The following is an 18,165-nucleotide window of genomic DNA, read 5'->3' on the forward strand; positions in this document are numbered from 1 at the left end:
CCTTTCTCTGTAAAAGAGAAAGGTCATGTTATATCATTAATGGTCAACAGAATGATTATTCAACCTCGAATAAATCAGAAATTGAACCGTGTTGATTGACATTTTTAATTGCTTTTCCAAATAATTCAGCAGTAGATAACACTCTGATTTTAGTGGAAAGTTTCATTTTTTCTGGATCTAATTGAATCGTATCTGTAACAATCATTTCTGATAATACCGAATTTTCAATAGTTTCGTATGCTTTACCTGATAATACAGCATGTGTACAAACCGCTCTAACAGATTTGGCTCCACTTTCCATAATCAATGCCGCCGCTTTTGATAATGTGCCAGCCGTATCGCAAATGTCATCGATCAAAACTACGTCCTGACCAGTTACATCGCCAATGATAGACATCGACTCAATTTCATTAGCACGTTTACGACGTTTGTCACAGATGATCACTTCTGCATTAAAGAATTTTGCAAATGTACGAGCGCGGTAAGAACCACCCATGTCTGGAGATGCAATCGTCAAGTTAGGAAGATTCAGTGATTTGATGTAAGGGACAAAGATAATTGAACCATCTAAGTGATCAACAGGGATATCGAAGAAGCCTTGGATTTGAGCAGCGTGTAGATCCATGGTCATGATGCGGTGTGCACCTGCAGCAGTAATTAAATTCGCAATCATTTTAGCACCGATAGCCACACGAGGTTTATCTTTACGGTCTTGACGTGCGAAGCCAAAATAAGGAACCACTGCGGTAATGTAATGTGCTGAAGCACGCTTTGCAGCATCAATCATCAACAATAATTCAAATAAATTATCTGTTGGCTGATTGGTCGATTGAACGATAAATACGTCGCTACCACGAACAGACTCATTGTAAAAAGGCTGGATTTCTCCATCGCTAAAACGAGCTAACGTTTTATCTCCAAGAGGTTTCCCATAGGAAGAAGCGATTTTTTCTGCTAATTCTGTAGTGCCAGAACCGGCGAATAACTTAACCGTGTTGAATTGCAAAGGCATGGTTTTTTATTTTTGATATAGTGGATTAGAATAGAATTTTCTGTTTGTATGTTGCCAATTACTTTCTAATGACTTAAAAAAAAAGGATTGTTTTTGATAACAATCCATTTCTTTCTTTTTTAAAGTTGCTCGACCTGGATTCGAACCAAGACAAACAGTACCAAAAACTGTCGTACTACCCTTATACTATCGAGCAATCTATCTTAAAGATTTGTTTGATATTGCAACCGCCCTTATCCTTTCGATGGTGCAAAGTTAGATAAATGTTTTTAATTTCAAAATCTCAATCAAAAAAAAATGTCAAAAATTTAAATACTGCCTCATTATGAGCATAAAAAAGTATATGACCCACTTCCGTACTGATTGCGTTGTGCCGACACCTAGTTTCAATCGTCAAAATCTTACGGATATAAATTTTCGCTCCCCGTACATTATATATTGGATATAATCCACATGAGGTTATTCAGTTTTTATAATTATTTGGAAGTATCTTTTTAATAAAAAAGTGAAGTCATGTTCCGTCTGTGAAGCGTAAGTTCTGTATGGGTTCGATCGCCATGCTATATGATGGATAGTCTATGCTCTCAGGCAATATGTTGCAGCACTTTAAATATACTTCTTTCGACAAGTTTGAGCCTGTATTTATTAACGAAGTATAAATCAACTAAGAATAGCAATGTGAATACAAATTGCTCCTATAAATTTTAAGGAGGGTGATAAGTAATGAAAGCGGTTACTTATTAGGAATATATGGAGAATTGTTTTGTGAATAAGTTGGGTGGACTATCAATTTCCAAAAATGTTAAAACGAAAAAAGGCTTACCGAAGTAAGCCTTTTTAAATGTTGCCCGACCTGGATTCGAACCAAGACAAACAGTACCAAAAACTGTCGTACTACCCTTATACTATCGGGCAAACATGCTCAAAAGAGTAACACTATGGAAGCGTGTTGGTCACTTTTGATGATGCAAATATACGGTGCTTTTTCATTTCTGCAAATAAAAAAGTATCATTAAATCCATTTTGATTGATTTTCAGGCTGATAATTTTAAAATTTATTTTCAAGAAGGATTTGAAACCCAATTTTGACACGGATGTCACGGTAACAAATTTGACTTTTACTGGATAAAAAAATATAATTTATTCGTTTCTTATTAAATATCCTTATTTTCGGAACGTATTATAATCTTTATACAGTATAATTTATGAACTATACTAAAATTAACAATGTTTTAGGGTGGACGTGTGCAATTATTGCTACGGTCACTTATATGTTAACCGCTGAAAGGTCAACGAGTTGGTGGGACTGTGGCGAGTTTATTGCCTCCGCATATAAAATGCAGGTCGTTCACCAACCAGGTGCTCCTTTATTTTTGATGATTCAAAATATATTCTCAAACCTTGCGGGTGGAGATGTAACACGTATCGCTTTTTGGATGAATGTGGGATCTGGTGTATGTAGCGGTATCACTATTCTGTTTTTGTTTTGGACCATTACAGCATTAGCGCGTAAAGTGGTCACAAAATCTATAGACGGAGAATATACAAGTGTTGATCTGATCAAAATATTTGGATCGGGTTTGGTAGGAGCATTAGCTTATGCCTTTTCAGATACATTTTGGTTCTCGGCAGTTGAATCCGAAGTATATGCGATGTCATCTTTATGTACAGCAGTCGTTTTTTGGGGCATTTTGAAATGGGAAAATCATGCAGATGAGCCAGGAGCTGATCGTTGGTTGATTCTGATCGCTTATGTGATGGGTCTGTCAATTGGTGTTCACTTATTGAACTTACTGGTCATACCGGCAATTGCATTGGTGATTTACTTTAAAAGAGCCAAAACAATTACGAGTAAAGGAGCAATTCAATCCTTCTTATTAGGTGTTGTCGTACTGGCAGTTATTTTATGGGGTATCATTCAATATTCGGTTAAGTTTGCGGCTTATTTCGATTTATTCTTTGTGAATACCTTAGGACTGGGATTTGGAACAGGATTTACATTTTTTGTTGTTCTATTAGTGGCATTATTAGCTTATGGTATTTGGTATTCAATCAAAAAAGTGAAGCCTATTTTAAATATCGTATTGATCAGTGCTTCATTTATTATTTTTGGTTATAGTTCTTTTGCCATGATTATGATTCGTGCAAAAGCAAATCCAACGTTAAATAATAGTGATCCTGAAAATGCTTTTACATTTTTAAGTTACCTAGGTCGTGAACAATATGCCAGTGAACCTTTATTTAAAGGGCCTAACTTCGATTCTAAAATAACCGGTGTAGAGCCAACTTATTCTTATCGAAAAGATAAAGATAAGTATACGAAGATCCAGACGGGATCTACTTATCAATATGATAAAGAAGTATTATTTCCGCGTGTATATAGTAATAGAGATGGTCACCCAGGGTATTATCAAGATTATTTGAGATTAGGAGAGGGACAATCCCCAACTTTTGGTGATAACTTAAAATTCTTCTTAAATTATCAGATTGGACATATGTACGGACGTTATTTCCTATGGAATTTTGCTGGTCGACAAAATGATCAACAAGGTCATGGTACTTATACGGAAGGAAATTGGATTTCGGGTATTAAGCCTATAGATCAGATGTTGGTCGGTGGACAGGATGCACTGCCTGATTCATTGAATACAGACCCATCAAACAATAAATATTTCTTTTTACCATTAATCATTGGATTGATTGGAGCCTTCTGGCATTTTGGTAAAAGACAAAAAGATGCAGGTGTTGTTGGTTTGCTCTTTTTCTTTACAGGATTGGCGATTGTATTATACCTAAATCAAAGTCCATTACAGCCGCGTGAACGTGATTATGCTTATGCAGGATCTTTCTATGCATTTGCGATATGGATTGGACTAGGTGTATTTGCGATAGCAGATTTCTTAGGTAAGAAAATGAATCCAAAGACAGCTGCAAGTTTGACAACAGGAGTTTGTTTATTAGCAGCTCCGGTTTTATTAGCTAAGGAAAACTGGAATGACCACGATCGCTCCCATAAGTTAACAGCGCGTGATCTTGCTAAGGATTATTTAGAGTCATGTGCTCCAAATGCGATATTGTTCACCTACGGTGATAACGATACCTATCCATTATGGTATGTACAAGAGGTGGAAGGTGTACGTACAGATGTACGTGTCGTCAACTTAAGCTTATTAAGTGCAGATTGGTATATGGCTCAAATGCAACAAAAAGTTAATGATGCAGATGCCTTACCGATTAATATTGAAAAAGAGAAATTCAAAAAAGGTGTCCGCGACGTCATGTATTACCAAGATGTTCAAGTACCTGGACATGTTGATCTGAATTTAGTATTGCAGATCATGCTATCGGATGACCCTAAAAATAAAGCGCAGTTGAATTCTGGTGAGTTTGAAAACTTCTTACCAACGAAAAATCTAGCATTAGCGGTAGATCGAAATGCGGTCATTCAAAATAAAACAGTACCAAAAGAATGGGAAAGTTCAATTCCTGATACTTTGGCATGGACCTATAACAAAAACTATGTGACTCGTGCAGAATTGTCGATCTTATCTATTTTGGCAAATAACAACTGGAAAAGGCCTATTTATTTTGCTGCAACAGTGCCAAATGATAACTATTTAGGATTAGATAAGTATTTAGTACAAGAAGGTTTTGCATACCGATTGATGCCTGTGCAGGTGGCAAAAGAGAATGAAGGTTCTCTAGTAAACGCAGATGCTGCTTATACTGCTATTACCAAAAAATATAGTTGGGGCAATATGGCGACTTCACCATACCTAGATCCAGAGTCTTATCGTATGATCGGGTTAATTACCAATTCCATATTGGGAAGTACCGCGACGCAGTTGATGGAGCAAGGAAAAGACAAAGAAGCAAAAGAAGTCGCTTTACTGGCTTATGAAAAAATGCCAAAACGTGTTTTCTTAATGCGTGATGCTTTAAATTATACTCCGATCATCAATATCTTGTATAGTGTTGGAGAAACTCAAAAAGCAACTGATATTGTCAATCGCAATCTCGTATTCTTAAAGCAAAATATGGCATATTATAATGCTATTGCACAAACGAAAACAGAGTTAGAATATGCAAATATTCAAACAGCGCTAAGGACATTGGGTGTTTATAAGAGTATTTTGTCTCAGACCAAAGAGACAAAATTACAACAAGAAGTCGAGCAGCTTGAAAATAATTATAAAAAGCAATTTGGCTTAGAATAAATACTGTGATACACAAAAAAATAGGCTTACAATTTTGTAAGCCTATTTTTTTGTGTATTATATTTTAATTTGACGGAACAAGCTTGAGCGTTTAAAATATGAAATGAATTGTAAAGGCTTGTTTACAAAGTGCTAAATCGATAAAATTGTTTTGAACTTTCAAGAATTTTAGATAATTTGTCGCTTCATCTAACAATTAATTATAACCAAACAGTTTTGAAGTTTCATCTTTATTTTATTGCATATCATGGTAACATGGATGGCTTCGGAGAAAATTAAAAATTAATTATGGTAAATTATCAAATAAAGGAAAGTGCAGAAGTCTATGATGCTATTGTCGTGGGATCAGGAGCCGGTGGTGGAATGGCGGGCTATATCCTTGCCAATGCCGGGCTAAAGGTACTGATGTTGGAGGCAGGTCCTTTTTACGATCCAGCAAAAGATTCATTACAGTTACGTTGGCCTTGGGAGTCTCCGCGACGTGGAGCTTCGACCACGCGGCCGTTTGGAGACTTTGATGCCGCATTTGGAGGCTGGCAAATCGAAGGAGAACCCTATAGCAAAGTAGCAGGTACTGAATTTGAATGGTTCCGTGCTCGCATGTTAGGCGGACGTACTAATCACTGGGGTAGGATATCGCTGCGCATGGGACCTGATGATTTCAAACCCAAAGATGGTGTCACCGATGAATGGCCAATTACTTATGATGAAGTCAAACCATTTTATGATCGTGTAGACCGGATGATCGGTGTATATGGCACCAAGGAGGGTATACAAAATGAACCCGACGGGATTTTTATGAAACCACCAAAACCAAGATTAAATGAGTTGTACATCGCAAAAGGAGCCAAGAAAGCAGGAGTCCCTGTTATTCCGGGCCGTGGAGCCGTGCTGACCGAAGTATCGAAAGAGATCAAAGGTAGAGGTACATGTTTTTACTGTGGTCAGTGTGGTCGTGCTTGTAAAGTGTATGGCGATTTTTCATCTTCATCTTGTTTAGTCATACCAGCAATAAATACAGGCAATCTGAAAGTAATTGACAACGCTATGGTAAGGGAAGTCCTGACCAATGATGAAGGGTTAGCCATTGGTGTTTCTTATGTGAATACCAAAGATATGCAAGAATATGCCGTAAAAGGGAAAACAGTTATTTTAGGAGCTAGTGCCTGTGAGAGTGCGCGTATTATGCTCAATTCCAAATCTAAAGCTCATCCTGGTGGAGTGGGTAATAGCAGCGGTGTAGTCGGTAAATATCTGCATGATTCTACCGGTGCCAGTCTGTCTGGTTTTTTACCACAATTGTTAGATCGAAAACGTTATAATGAAGATGGTGTAGGAAGCGTGCATATTTACTCTCCATGGTGGGAAGATAACAAAAAGCTTAATTTCCCTCGTGGATATCATATTGAATATGGAGGTGGACTCCATATGCCTTCGTATGGATTCTTGAATTGGGTCCCTAATGTAAATAATAATGCGAAAGGTGCCGATGGAAAGCAAAAGCCATTAGGTGGATATGGAGAGTCATTGAAGCAAGACTACAATAGCTTCTATGGTGCAAATGTGGGTATGGCTGGTAGAGGAACCGCTTTAGCACGAATTGATAACTATTGCGAGATTGATCCCAATAAAGTAGATAAATTTGGTATTCCTGTGCTACGCTTCCATTATAAATGGGCTAATGAAGAAATAGCACAGGCCAAGCATATGCAAGAAACGTTTCAATCCATCATGCATGAAATGGGGGCTGTGATCACCTCTAAGATTCCAGGAGCAGATACACTATATGGCTTGGAGGCGCCAGGTAAGATTATACACGAAGGAGGAACGACCCGCATGGGTAATGATCCTAAAACTTCAGCATTAAATAAATGGGGGCAGGCACATGATTGTAAAAATCTGTATGTCGTAGACGCAGGACCATTTGTTCAACAAGGGGATAAAAATCTGACTTGGACGATATTAGCCCTGTCGATGCGCACTGCAGAATATATTTTACAAGAAAAGAAAAACTTAAATAGCTAGGACTCATGAATAGAAGAGAATCACTAAAAGCATTAGGTCTCATTGCAGCAGGAACGGGCCTGTTGGCAGGATCCTGTAATACCGATAAAAGTAAAACAGCAGCGGTAGATACTTCAGACCGCCTTCCAGGAATACAGGATTTTGAATATGAACGCACAAAAGCACTATTAGAAGAGAAATTTTTTAACGAACATGAGTTTGCGACCATTACTGTATTAGCCGATATCATTATTCCTAAAGATGCGTCTTCGGGAAGTGCCTCAGATGCAGGGGTGCCCGACTTTATTGAGTTTATCGTGAAAGATTTACCAGATAATAAAATTCCAATGCGGGGTGGCTTAAAATGGCTAGATGTACAATGTCAAAAAAGATTTGGACAAGCATTTGTTAATTGTAAGCAGCAGGAACAATTGGCTATCGTCGATGATATTGCTTATCCTGAATTAGCGAGACCTGAAATGCAGCAAGGAGTTGCTTTCTTTTCACTCATGCGCAACCTGACTGCTTCTGGATTTTATACCAGCGAAATCGGAGTAAAAGCAATCGGTTTTCAAGGAAATACACCAGGCGTGTGGAACGGTGTTCCAGATGATGTATTGAAACAACATGGATTTGATCCAACTAAATTTTTGGATAAAACATAAAAAATAACTGCCTGACATATTTAAAAAAGGACGTTCAGACCCATGCCCTTATTTCTATTTTATTAGAAATAAGGGCATTTTTTTTATTCGTGTTAACCTCTTGTTTTTCAAGAATATTTGTAAGTTTGTCAAAGGTAACCAGCCTATAATATATGAATCGACAACTCAAACTTTGGGATGCTATTATGATTGTAATGGGATCAATGATTGGAAGTGGAATTTTTATTGTTTCATCAGATATGATGCGACAGTTAGGTTCGGGATGGTGGGTCATAATCGTATGGGGCATTACAGCCGTGATGACTGTTTCTGCAGCCCTATGTTACGGCGAGTTGTCCGCTTTATTTCCCAAAGCGGGAGGCCAATATACCTACTTGACTGAAGTCTTTGGAAAAATGACAGGCTTTTTATACGGCTGGAGCCTATTTACCGTGATTCAAACCGGAACTATTGCTGCAGTAGCAGTGGCATTTGGAAAATTTACAGCCTACCTCATTCCTGAACTCAATAACGCTCCCCCCTTATACCAAAATGGCTCCTTTAAGATTACCTGGATTCAAATACTTGCGATGTTCGTTATCTTAATACTCACCTTTATCAACACTAGGGGAGTACGAAGCGGAAAAATAATACAATCCTTTTTTACATCATCAAAGATCATTGCCTTAATTCTACTCATAATAGGCGGTATATTTATGATCAAAGAAAATCATTTTTCTGAAAACTTGAGTTATGGCTTAAATTCCTATCAAAATTTGAAAGGTCTCGGCTGGACAGATATCAGTGGTGGGATTTTGTTAGGAGGTATTGCTGCTGCAATGGTAGGTTCAGTTTTCAGTAGTGTTGCTTGGGAGAACGTCACTTTTATTGCAGGGGAAATTGAAAATCCCAAACGCAACGTTGTTCGGGCGATGGTGATCGGTACATCCTTAGTGATGGTGCTTTATTTACTCTGTAACTATGTGTACTTATCTGCATTAAGTAGGGAAGAGATTGCATTTGCTGTCAATGACCGTGTGGCGGTCGCGACAGCCAATAAAATATTGGGCGAAACAGGAACGATTATTATGGCTATTCTAGTCATGATATCCACATTTGGCTGTGTCAACGGTATTGTGCTCTCCGGCGCAAGGGTATTTCAACGGATGGCAAAAGATGGTTTATTCTTGAAGCAAGCTATACCTAATAATAAATACGAAGTACCTGAAAAATCACTATGGTTGCAGGGAATATGGGCTTCACTACTATGTTTGAGCGGTCAGTATGGAGACTTGCTTGACATGATATCTTTTGTGATTGTCTTATTTTATATGATCACGGTATTTGCTGTGATTTGGCTTCGATTTAAACAACCAAATTTAGAACGTCCTTATAAAACGGTAGGATACCCGATCGTTCCTTTAATTTACTTACTTATTGGAGCGGCATTTTGTATCTTATTGATTTTATATAAACCACAATACACATGGCCTGGTTTTATTCTTATTATTCTGGGACTACCTGTTTACTGGTTGATAAACAAGAAAAGAACAGCTACGATAGATTCATAAAACAAGCTTATGAGAGCCTGCTCGCTTATTTTGCCCGGTATACGATAAATCCTGTTCTGGATGGCGCTTAGAAATTAGAAATGTATACAATGATTTTATAGGAAGGGTAGGGGCATTTCTAGTTTTTAATGGTGCTTTTATGTCGTTCATCCGACAATAAATTCATCTTTTATTCGGATTTTTTCGAAAAAAGTGGTACGTTTGCTTAAACATTCCCTTAATGAAACAGTCGATTTTATTAGATGGACCAAAATTTCAGATTACCATTCAAAGACTTTGTCGTCAATTGATTGAGAATCATGGAGATTTTTCAAATACAGTTATAATTGGTATACAACCTCGTGGAACTTTCTTAGCCAGATGCATTGTCAAAGAATTGGAGAAAATGTTGGGTACATCAATTTTAAGTGGAGATTTGGATATTACATTTTACCGTGACGATTTTCGTAGAAAAGGTAATGATGGTCCCATTTTAGCTAACAGCACAAACATCAATTTTATTGTAGAAGGTAAAAAGGTCATTTTGATGGATGACGTCCTTTGGACTGGTCGAACCATTCGTTCTGCGATGGATGCCATTCAAGCATTTGGTCGAGCCGAACGTATCGAACTACTTGTGCTCGTTGACCGTCGTTTTTCAAGACAGATCCCGATCCAACCCGATTATATTGGAATTCAAGTGGATTCTATTGATTCGCAAAAAGTGATTGTGAACTGGCAGGAGTCGGATAATCAGGATAGTATTATCTTGGTAACAGAGAAAAAATAGAATAACGAAAATCTGAATACATTATAAAATGTCATCAACAGCTGAACACTTAAGTACACGTCATTTGTTAGGAATAAAAGATTTGAACGAATCCGATATCCAATTGATTTTAAATACTGCGAGCAACTTTAAAGAAGTTTTAAATAGACCGATCAAGAAAGTTCCCTCTCTGCGTGATATTACAATCGCAAATGTCTTTTTTGAAAACTCCACGCGCACACGTTTATCATTTGAGCTAGCAGAAAAGAGACTTTCAGCAGATATTGTCAATTTTGCAGCCTCATCTTCTTCTGTAAGTAAAGGTGAGACGTTGATCGATACGGTCAATAATATCTTAGCGATGAAAGTGGATATGATCGTGATGCGTCACCCATATGCTGGAGCAGGCGTGTTTTTGAGTAAGCATGTAAACGCACAAATTGTCAATGCCGGTGACGGTGCACATGAGCATCCTACACAAGCGTTATTAGATTCGTTCTCGATTCGTGAACGTTTTGGTGATGTAGCTGGACGTAAAGTAGCAATCATCGGTGATATCACCCATTCACGTGTAGCGCTATCTAATATCTTATGTTTACAAAAACAAGGTGCAGAAGTTATGGTCTGTGGACCAACTACGCTAATTCCTAAATATATCACTTCATTAGGTGTTAAAGTAGAACACGATTTGATGAAAGCATTGAACTGGTGTGATGTAGCGAATATGTTACGTATTCAATTGGAAAGACAAGATATCGCCTATTTCCCATCTTTACGCGAATATACCATGCTTTATGGCTTAAATAAAACCCTATTAGATTCACTGGATAAAGAAATAACAATTATGCATCCAGGACCGATCAATAGAGGAGTAGAGATCACATCTGATGTTGCAGATAGTTCACATTCGATTATATTAGATCAAGTGGAAAATGGTGTAGCCGTGCGTATGGCAGTCCTTTATCTGTTAGCAGGACAGCGAGGTTAACAACAAATTGTTTAAATAGATCAATATGCCTGGTTTTATTTTTAAATCAGGCATATTTTTTTTGTATTAAATACGTTATACTTCTAATAATGTTAACAATTGTGAATAACTTTTGAGGAAAACTCCCTATTTTAGGCTTAATTTAGTACTTTGAAGATTACTATGAGTTTTACTTGGCTTTATTGAGTTAAGTGCTTGTAATATAAAATAAAACATATAAAATATTTTACATATTATGTATAAAAAGATTTACCAGGTAGGGTTTGCGCTAAGTTTGATGGCGACACCAGCTTTAGCACAGCAGACAGAGTGGCAACAAATCAACAAAGCATACAAGTCCGGAATGGAATTGTTTGAAAGAGGTAAGTTTACTTCTGCTTCCGAACAATTTAATCGTGTAGAAGCTTTACGTACCAAATCATCATTACAATTAGATGAAACAGAGGAGCTGACACTCCTAAAAGAAAATGTTCGCTATTATCAAGCGGTATGTGCTCTTGAGCTTGGAGAAACAGATGCTGAAGCACAATTTCTGAAATATATCAAAGACTATCCTTCAAGTGCGAATGCTAAAGCTGCATATTTTCAGATTGGAAAATCGTATTATGCAAAGAAAGATTATGTAAAAGCAATTGAATGGTTTACCAAGATCGATAGTAAAAATTTAGCAGGAAATGAAAGTGCAGAGTATCGTTTTAAATTGGGATATTCTTATTTTACAACTAAGAATTATACGGCTGCAAAACCACTTTTTGAAGCTTTAAAAGATCAGAAATCGGAATATCAAGAAGCATCTATTTATTATTATGCTTACTTATGTTATCTAGATGCGGAGTATAAGACTGCTTTGAATGAGTTTGAACGTCTGAATGGATCAAAAACTTTTGAAACCAGTTATCCGTACTATATTACAGCCTTGTATTTCTTAGATAAGCGCTATGATGATGTTTTGGATTATGCTTTGCCCATTATGCAACGCACCAAACAAGAAAATGAAACGGAATTGTTCCGTATTATCGCAGCGACATACTTTATTAAAGGAGATCTGAAATCATCTAAAAACTACTACGATAAGTTTCAAGCACAAGATCAGGGAAAGACACAAAACAATCAAGATAGTTACCAAATCGGTTATATCGCCTATAAGTTAAAAGATTATGATAAGGCGATTACAGAATTGGAGAAAATGACCGAACCTGATGCTTATTATCAAAGTGCGATGATTACATTAGGAGATTCATTCTTGAAAAAAGGTAATAAACAAGCCGCTCGTAATGCATTCTTCAAAGCATCTAAATTAGATTTTGATAAAGATCTGCAAGAAGAAGGTTTATTTAATTATGCTAAACTTTCTTATGAACTGGAATTCCACCAAGTAGCGTTAGCTTCTACGCAGGAATATTTAAAAACATATCCAAATTCAAAACGTCAGGAAGAGGCTAAAACATTGTTAGCTGAAGTGTTGCTGAGTACTAAAAATTACCGCGAAGCTGTTGATATCTTAGAAACTATTCAGAAACGAGGAAAAGAAGCAAATGTAGCTTACCAAAAAGTAACGTACTATAGAGGTTTGGAATACTATAATGAGCGTGCATTTGAAAATGCGATCTCCTTATTCATGCGTTCGGAAGCGAATCGTTATGATGAAGAGATTTATGCATTAGCTACTTACTGGAAAGCAGAAGCGATGTATGAGGTGCGTAAATATGGTGAAGCAGTAACGAACTTCAATAAATTTTTACGTTTACCAGCAGCTAGCAAAACGGATGTGTACAACTACGCCAACTATGCATTAGCATATGCCGCATTTAGAAATGGTAATTACAATACCGCTGCGAATTATTTTGAACGCTTTTTAGCGACAGGTGGTTCCAAAGGAATTGAATTAAATACCCGTAACGATGCTATCGCGCGTTTAGGAGATTCGTATTTCTCAGCAAAAAATTATGGTAAAGCCATGGAGCAGTATGATCGATTGATCAATGCAAAAGCAGCAAGTCAAGATTATGCTTTATTCCAACGCGGTATTATCCAAGGGCTACAAGGTAATAATGAAGGCAAAATTGCAACGCTTAAATCTGTAATCGCCAAATACCCATCGTCAAACTATGCCGATGATGTTTCCTTCGAGATTCCTTATACCTATTTCTTGATGGGGCAGTCGGATCAAGCTATTTCAGGATTACAAACGATGGTGGAGAAATATCCACGTAGTAGTTATGTGCCTCGTGCTTTGGTTACAATTGGTTTAGTACAATATAATCAAGATAATAACGAAGCTGCTTTAAAGACCTTCCAACGTGTAGTTGATCAATATGCGACTACAGATGAGGCCAAACAAGCGATGCGTTCTATTGAAAATATTTATTTGGACAATAGTGATGCTACTGGCTATATCAAATATGCTACTGGTACCAATATTGGAAATTTAACCACATCTGAGCAAGATAGCCGCACCTTCTCTACTGCTACCACCTTGTTCTCAAGATCAAATTATCAAGGTGCAATCGAAGCTGTCAATGCTTATTTTGACAAATTCCCTAAACCAATTCAAGAAAAATATGCTCGTTTTATTCGTGCAGAAAGTAATGCCGCACTAGGTCATATCGATGAGGCTCTACACGATTATAACATTATCTTGAATGATTGGACAAGTGCTTACACCGAACGTACTTTGGTCAGTGTGTCACGCTTGTATTTGAAGCAGAAGAAATATAATGAAGCAACACAATTGCTCAAAAAATTAGAGTTGACTTCTGAATACAAATCGAACTACAGCTATGCGATCAACAATTTAATGGTGAGCTATTTTGAGATTGGTGATTATAAAGAAACGTTGAATTACTCCAATGCAGTAAGGAATTACGAGAAATCATCGGAGGAAGAAATTGCTAACGCTTCTTTATATGCAGGTAAAGCATATTTAAAACAAAGCAAGCGTGCAGAAGCTCTGAAAGAATTTAATTTAGCAGCCTTAAAAAGCCGTACAGTTATTGGTGCAGAGGCACGCTATAATGTTGCTTTGATGCAGTATGAAAACAAGGAATATGAAGCAGCTATTAAATCAGCTTTTGATGTTTCAGATTCATTCTCTTCTTATGATTACTGGGTAGCAAAAAGCTTTATCTTAATGGCTGATGCTTATGTCGGAAAAGGAGATAATTTCCAAGCAAAATCTACTTTAGAGAGTGTGATTGAAAATTATGATGGTAAGGATGATATTTTGCCTACAGCAAAAGCTCGTCTAGAAAAATTGAACAAAAAGAAATAGGAATAATGAAGAAGTTGCACAATACAACAGTGAAGAAATATACATTAGCAACCTTGTTATTGGGTGCTGGAATGCACTCCTTTGCACAAGAAACACCAAAAAAAGTTGATCCTGCTACACCAGTGACAATCGATTCTTTTGATGTCGTACGTGATTATAAACCTATTCTTGCAGATGCGGTAAAAATCCGTCGTAGTCCTGATATGACTAATAAAAGAGAATATCAGCCAAGATTGACCTATAATAATATCACAGATAAAAAACTAGATATCAATACTGGATTGCGCGAATTGAACGTCAAAGAACTGCCTTTCTCGCAACTAGCGGATCAAACCAGTAACTATGTTAAATTTGGCGTAGGTAACTATAACACGATTCTAGGTGAAGCATATTTAGCCGTTGATCAGTTTGAAAATACACGTTTTGGATTATTTGCCAAACATTTGAACCAAAAAGGAAGTATTGAAGGACAAAAGTTCGCAACACAAGATATCGGTATTTTCGGACGACGTGTTTATGAGCCTTTTACTTTAAATGGTACTTTAGGTTACAACCGTTATGCAACAAACTTCTATGGACAGGTCTTTGATCAGAGTTCTAATCTAATCAATACAACTCCAGAAGCACAAGCTTTTAATGATATCTATTTTAATGGTGAGCTGACCAGTAATACTGATGTGGATAAAGAAGGAGCAGTAAGTTACTCGGCAAAAGCGGATGCTTACCTATTTAAAGATAAGTACAATGCAAAAGAGAATTCATTTGCACTGTCGGGTTATCTGAATAAAAAGATCAACACCTTTAATGTTGGAGCAAATTTAAGCGCAAGCTTTAATTCTGTTGAGGACGTTGAGGTATCGACAAAAAACCATGTGGCATCCATTAATCCGTATATTAAATTCAAAGGCGATAATTATAATGTAACTCTAGGAGCTAATCTCGTGTCGGAGTTTGGTGATAGTAGCCGGTTTAATGTATTCCCAACAGTAGAAGCTGATTTTGCTGTAGTACCAGAATATGTGTACTTATTTGCAGGAGCAAACGGTGGAGTGAAACAAGGATCATTACGTGGTTTTGCAAAAGAAAACCCTTACTTGAATAGCAATATTGAAGTGCGTAACACCTTAGAAAAATTAAATATCTATGCAGGTCTAAAAGGTAATGCAGGCGCAAATTTTGGTTATAAAGTAAAAGCATTTTACAAACAGATCGAAGGACTTCCTTTATTTATCAATAGTAGAGAGGAATTGGGAGAAGGATTTGTTCCCTATAAATTTGATGTTATTTACGATGGCTATTCCAGTAAAGCAACTCATTTTGGGATAGAGGGAGAGATGAACGTTCGTGTTTCACAATTGGTGAACTTAGGGGGTAAGATCAATATTGATGATTACAAAGTAAAAGATACGGAAGAAGCATGGTCATTGCCAAAATTCCGTTTCTTAGCCAATGCAAGATTTAATATTTCGGATAAATTCTTTGTAGATGCCGAGTTATCAACGCAAGGACAAACATCAGCTTTAGCCTATACGTATACAAGTGCTACAGTACGATCCGAAAATCCATCGAAAGTGACGATACCTTCTTTTGCAGATTTTAATGCCGGTGCCGAATATCGGATTAAGAAACAATTAGGCGTATTTGTAAAAGCAAATAATATCTTTGGAACCGAATACGAGCGTTATCAATACTACCCACGTCTAGGTTTTAATATAATTGGTGGTATAAACTTTTCTTTTTAATACAAGAAGATTATAACTTTGCGTTAGCAAATAAGGAACAAGAATGAATTTAGGTAAAAACATCAATAATCTATTAAAGCGTTACTCAGAAGTTTACGTTAAGGGCTTGGGGGTGTTCAAAAGAAAGCATTCTGCGGCACAGTTAGATAGACAGCGTGACCTGTTTTTACCACCTATCTCTTATGTAGAATTTGATTCTACAGCAGAAAATGGGTTTAACTTTATTCATTATATTCAGCAACAGCAAAATCTAAACTTGGATGCAGCCACGCAAGTATTGCAAGATGCTGTGGCAGATTTAAAAGATCAACTGATCCAAAATGGACAAGCAAAACTGGAAGACTTAGGTCATATCGTGAGCTACGGTTCTAGTTTAGTTTTTAAACCATTGGATTTATCAGGATTTAATTTTGAACCGATCAAACATGTTGTTGTTCCAGAAATAGAAACTGTCATTCCAGACCGTGAATTGGAGGAAATTATTCCTCTGATTCCTGTTGAAGAGCAGGAAAGTGTCGATGATGAGCTTGAAGAGGAGAAAGAGGTAGATACCGTAGAAGTAGAAGAAGAGATTGTTACTGAAGAAGTAGAGTCAATTCAATCGGATCCAGTTGTCGAACCGGTGGAAATAGAACCTGTTGTCTTTACTCACGAACAAATCGTGGAGCAAGAGCCCGTAGTGTTGTATGAAGAAAGAACGACACAGTCCAGTACGATGTGGTATTATATTTCTGCCGCAATCATTATTGTCGTATCTGTCATCGTAGCTTTCATGCTCAATCCAACTTTAAAAGATCAACTGTTTGGAAAGAAGCCGGCAGTTGCTCCTGTTGTTGTTGTTGCCCCCGTGGATACAGTAGCAAAAATAGACAGTACGCAATTGAAACAAGATTCAACAGCTCTAATTGACACGTTAAACCAGGATACGGTAATACTTCCTGCAGCGACAAAAGAAACGCTTGTTGTCAAAGAGTCTGTGCCGGTAGCACAGCCCAATTATCAACTGGTCATTGCCACTCCGAAAACGATGGCATTGGCAGAAGAAGAGGTCTTAAGGTTACGAAAAAAGGGATATACAACTGTGCGAGCAGTGGATAGCAAATTTAAGAGGAATAAAAAACGCGTGATTTGGGACACCTATATAACAAAAGAAGAAGCAGATCGTGATCAGGCAACGGTTGCGAAAACTTTCTCAGGAGCATGGGTTGAAAAAATATCGAAATAGTCTAATATAAACAATTTTAAAAATATACATTATTATGTCATTGATTCAGAGCGACAGCAATCTTTTGGACACCATTAATCACGCAGCACAACAGGCGGTACCTGTAGTCAGAGAAGAGAATTTGAGTTTAATTCAAATGATGATGAAGGGGGGATGGATTATGGTTCCCATTTTATTATTGTTGTTTATTGGTTTAATTATCTTTTTTGAACGTTTCCTGACTATTCGTAAAGCGGCAAAATATGATGTTTCATTGATGTCACAAGTAAAAGCAAGTGTTTTATCAGGAAAATTGGATGCAGCTTTAGCTGTTTGCCGTTCTAGTCATTCTGCATTAGGACGTATGTTACAAAAAGGATTACTACGCGTAGGTCGTCCCATCAAAGATATTGAAGGCGCTATTGAAAACGTAGGTAAGCTTGAAGTGGCTAAATTGGAAAAGAACATTAATATTCTGGGAATCATCGCTGGTATTGCACCGATGCTTGGTTTCGTAGGAACTATTTTTGGAGTTATTACGATTTTCCATGAGGTAGAGATGGCTGGTGGTATTGATATCGGTTCGGTATCTGGTGGTCTTTATGTGAAAATGGTTGCTTCGGCTTCAGGTTTGACGGTTGGTATCCTAGCTTACATTGGTTACCATATCTTAAATATGATGGTTGAACGTTTGATCTTACGCATGGAAACGGATGCAGTAGAATTTATTGATTTATTAGATGAACCTGGCGTATAATCGCAGG

The 18,165-nt window shown here is 37.2% G+C and carries 11 protein-coding genes and 1 tRNA gene; 10 read left to right on the forward strand and 2 right to left on the reverse strand.

Features of this window, described 5'->3' with window-relative positions; translation table 11 throughout:
• Positions 1-55 precede the first annotated feature (55 nt).
• Both MUB18_RS08810 and MUB18_RS08815 read right to left on the reverse strand, forming a co-directional pair.
• Positions 56-1,012, reverse strand: a complete 957-nt coding sequence (locus MUB18_RS08810) for a ribose-phosphate pyrophosphokinase (protein ID WP_045753802.1) — start codon at positions 1,010-1,012, stop codon at positions 56-58.
• A gap of 844 nt (positions 1,013-1,856) precedes the next feature.
• Positions 1,857-1,927, reverse strand: a tRNA-Gln gene (locus MUB18_RS08815).
• 290 nt (positions 1,928-2,217) lie between these two features.
• On the opposite strand from MUB18_RS08815, the gene MUB18_RS08820 reads away from it, so the two are divergent.
• From MUB18_RS08820 to MUB18_RS08865, 10 genes are all read left to right on the forward strand, one after another.
• Positions 2,218-5,229, forward strand: coding sequence for a DUF2723 domain-containing protein (locus MUB18_RS08820; protein ID WP_248755676.1), 3,012 nt, complete (start codon positions 2,218-2,220; stop codon positions 5,227-5,229).
• Between the two features lie 288 nt (positions 5,230-5,517).
• On the forward strand, positions 5,518-7,254 hold the full coding sequence (locus MUB18_RS08825) for a GMC oxidoreductase (RefSeq protein ID WP_248755677.1): 1,737 nt from the start codon (positions 5,518-5,520) through the stop codon (positions 7,252-7,254).
• Positions 7,255-7,259: 5 nt separating this feature from the next.
• On the forward strand, positions 7,260-7,898 hold the full coding sequence (locus MUB18_RS08830; protein WP_248755678.1) for a gluconate 2-dehydrogenase subunit 3 family protein: 639 nt from the start codon (positions 7,260-7,262) through the stop codon (positions 7,896-7,898).
• 152 nt (positions 7,899-8,050) lie between these two features.
• On the forward strand, positions 8,051-9,448 hold the full coding sequence (locus MUB18_RS08835) for an APC family permease (RefSeq protein WP_248755679.1): 1,398 nt from the start codon (positions 8,051-8,053) through the stop codon (positions 9,446-9,448).
• Between the two features lie 220 nt (positions 9,449-9,668).
• Positions 9,669-10,217, forward strand: coding sequence for a bifunctional pyr operon transcriptional regulator/uracil phosphoribosyltransferase PyrR (gene pyrR / locus MUB18_RS08840; protein WP_045754571.1), 549 nt, complete (start codon positions 9,669-9,671; stop codon positions 10,215-10,217).
• Positions 10,218-10,245: 28 nt separating this feature from the next.
• Positions 10,246-11,184 (forward strand): aspartate carbamoyltransferase catalytic subunit, encoded by a 939-nt coding sequence (locus MUB18_RS08845; RefSeq protein WP_045754572.1) that lies wholly within the window; start codon positions 10,246-10,248, stop codon positions 11,182-11,184.
• A 235-nt stretch (positions 11,185-11,419) separates the two neighbouring features.
• Positions 11,420-14,455, forward strand: coding sequence for a tetratricopeptide repeat protein (locus MUB18_RS08850; RefSeq protein ID WP_248755680.1), 3,036 nt, complete (start codon positions 11,420-11,422; stop codon positions 14,453-14,455).
• 5 nt (positions 14,456-14,460) lie between these two features.
• Positions 14,461-16,197: a TonB-dependent receptor gene (locus MUB18_RS08855; protein ID WP_248755681.1), complete on the forward strand. Its 1,737-nt coding sequence runs from the start codon at positions 14,461-14,463 to the stop codon at positions 16,195-16,197.
• Positions 16,198-16,240: 43 nt separating this feature from the next.
• Positions 16,241-17,422 carry an SPOR domain-containing protein gene (locus MUB18_RS08860; protein ID WP_248755682.1) on the forward strand — a complete coding sequence of 394 codons (1,182 nt, stop codon included), beginning with the start codon at positions 16,241-16,243 and terminating at the stop codon, positions 17,420-17,422.
• 34 nt (positions 17,423-17,456) lie between these two features.
• The gene (locus tag MUB18_RS08865; RefSeq protein WP_045754576.1) at positions 17,457-18,158 is read left to right on the forward strand and encodes a MotA/TolQ/ExbB proton channel family protein; all 702 of its coding nucleotides are present in this window, start codon (positions 17,457-17,459) and stop codon (positions 18,156-18,158) included.
• The last annotated feature ends 7 nt before the right edge of the window (positions 18,159-18,165 follow it).

The sequence above is a fragment of the Sphingobacterium sp. PCS056 genome (genome assembly GCF_023273895.1).
Lineage (GTDB): Bacteria > Bacteroidota > Bacteroidia > Sphingobacteriales > Sphingobacteriaceae > Sphingobacterium.

Excerpts from the sequence above, each read along its gene's own strand:
- MUB18_RS08835 (WP_248755679.1), top strand. The coding sequence starts at position 8,051 with ATGAATCGACAACTCAAACTTTGGGATGCTATTATGATTGTAATGGGA.
- MUB18_RS08825 (WP_248755677.1), top strand. The coding sequence starts at position 5,518 with ATGGTAAATTATCAAATAAAGGAAAGTGCAGAAGTCTATGATGCTATT.
- MUB18_RS08850 (WP_248755680.1), top strand. The coding sequence starts at position 11,420 with ATGTATAAAAAGATTTACCAGGTAGGGTTTGCGCTAAGTTTGATGGCG.
- MUB18_RS08810 (WP_045753802.1), bottom strand. The coding sequence starts at position 1,012 with ATGCCTTTGCAATTCAACACGGTTAAGTTATTCGCCGGTTCTGGCACT.
- MUB18_RS08860 (WP_248755682.1), top strand. The coding sequence starts at position 16,241 with ATGAATTTAGGTAAAAACATCAATAATCTATTAAAGCGTTACTCAGAA.
- MUB18_RS08820 (WP_248755676.1), top strand. The coding sequence starts at position 2,218 with ATGAACTATACTAAAATTAACAATGTTTTAGGGTGGACGTGTGCAATT.
- MUB18_RS08830 (WP_248755678.1), top strand. The coding sequence starts at position 7,260 with ATGAATAGAAGAGAATCACTAAAAGCATTAGGTCTCATTGCAGCAGGA.
- MUB18_RS08855 (WP_248755681.1), top strand. The coding sequence starts at position 14,461 with ATGAAGAAGTTGCACAATACAACAGTGAAGAAATATACATTAGCAACC.
- pyrR (WP_045754571.1), top strand. The coding sequence starts at position 9,669 with ATGAAACAGTCGATTTTATTAGATGGACCAAAATTTCAGATTACCATT.
- MUB18_RS08865 (WP_045754576.1), top strand. The coding sequence starts at position 17,457 with ATGTCATTGATTCAGAGCGACAGCAATCTTTTGGACACCATTAATCAC.
- MUB18_RS08845 (WP_045754572.1), top strand. The coding sequence starts at position 10,246 with ATGTCATCAACAGCTGAACACTTAAGTACACGTCATTTGTTAGGAATA.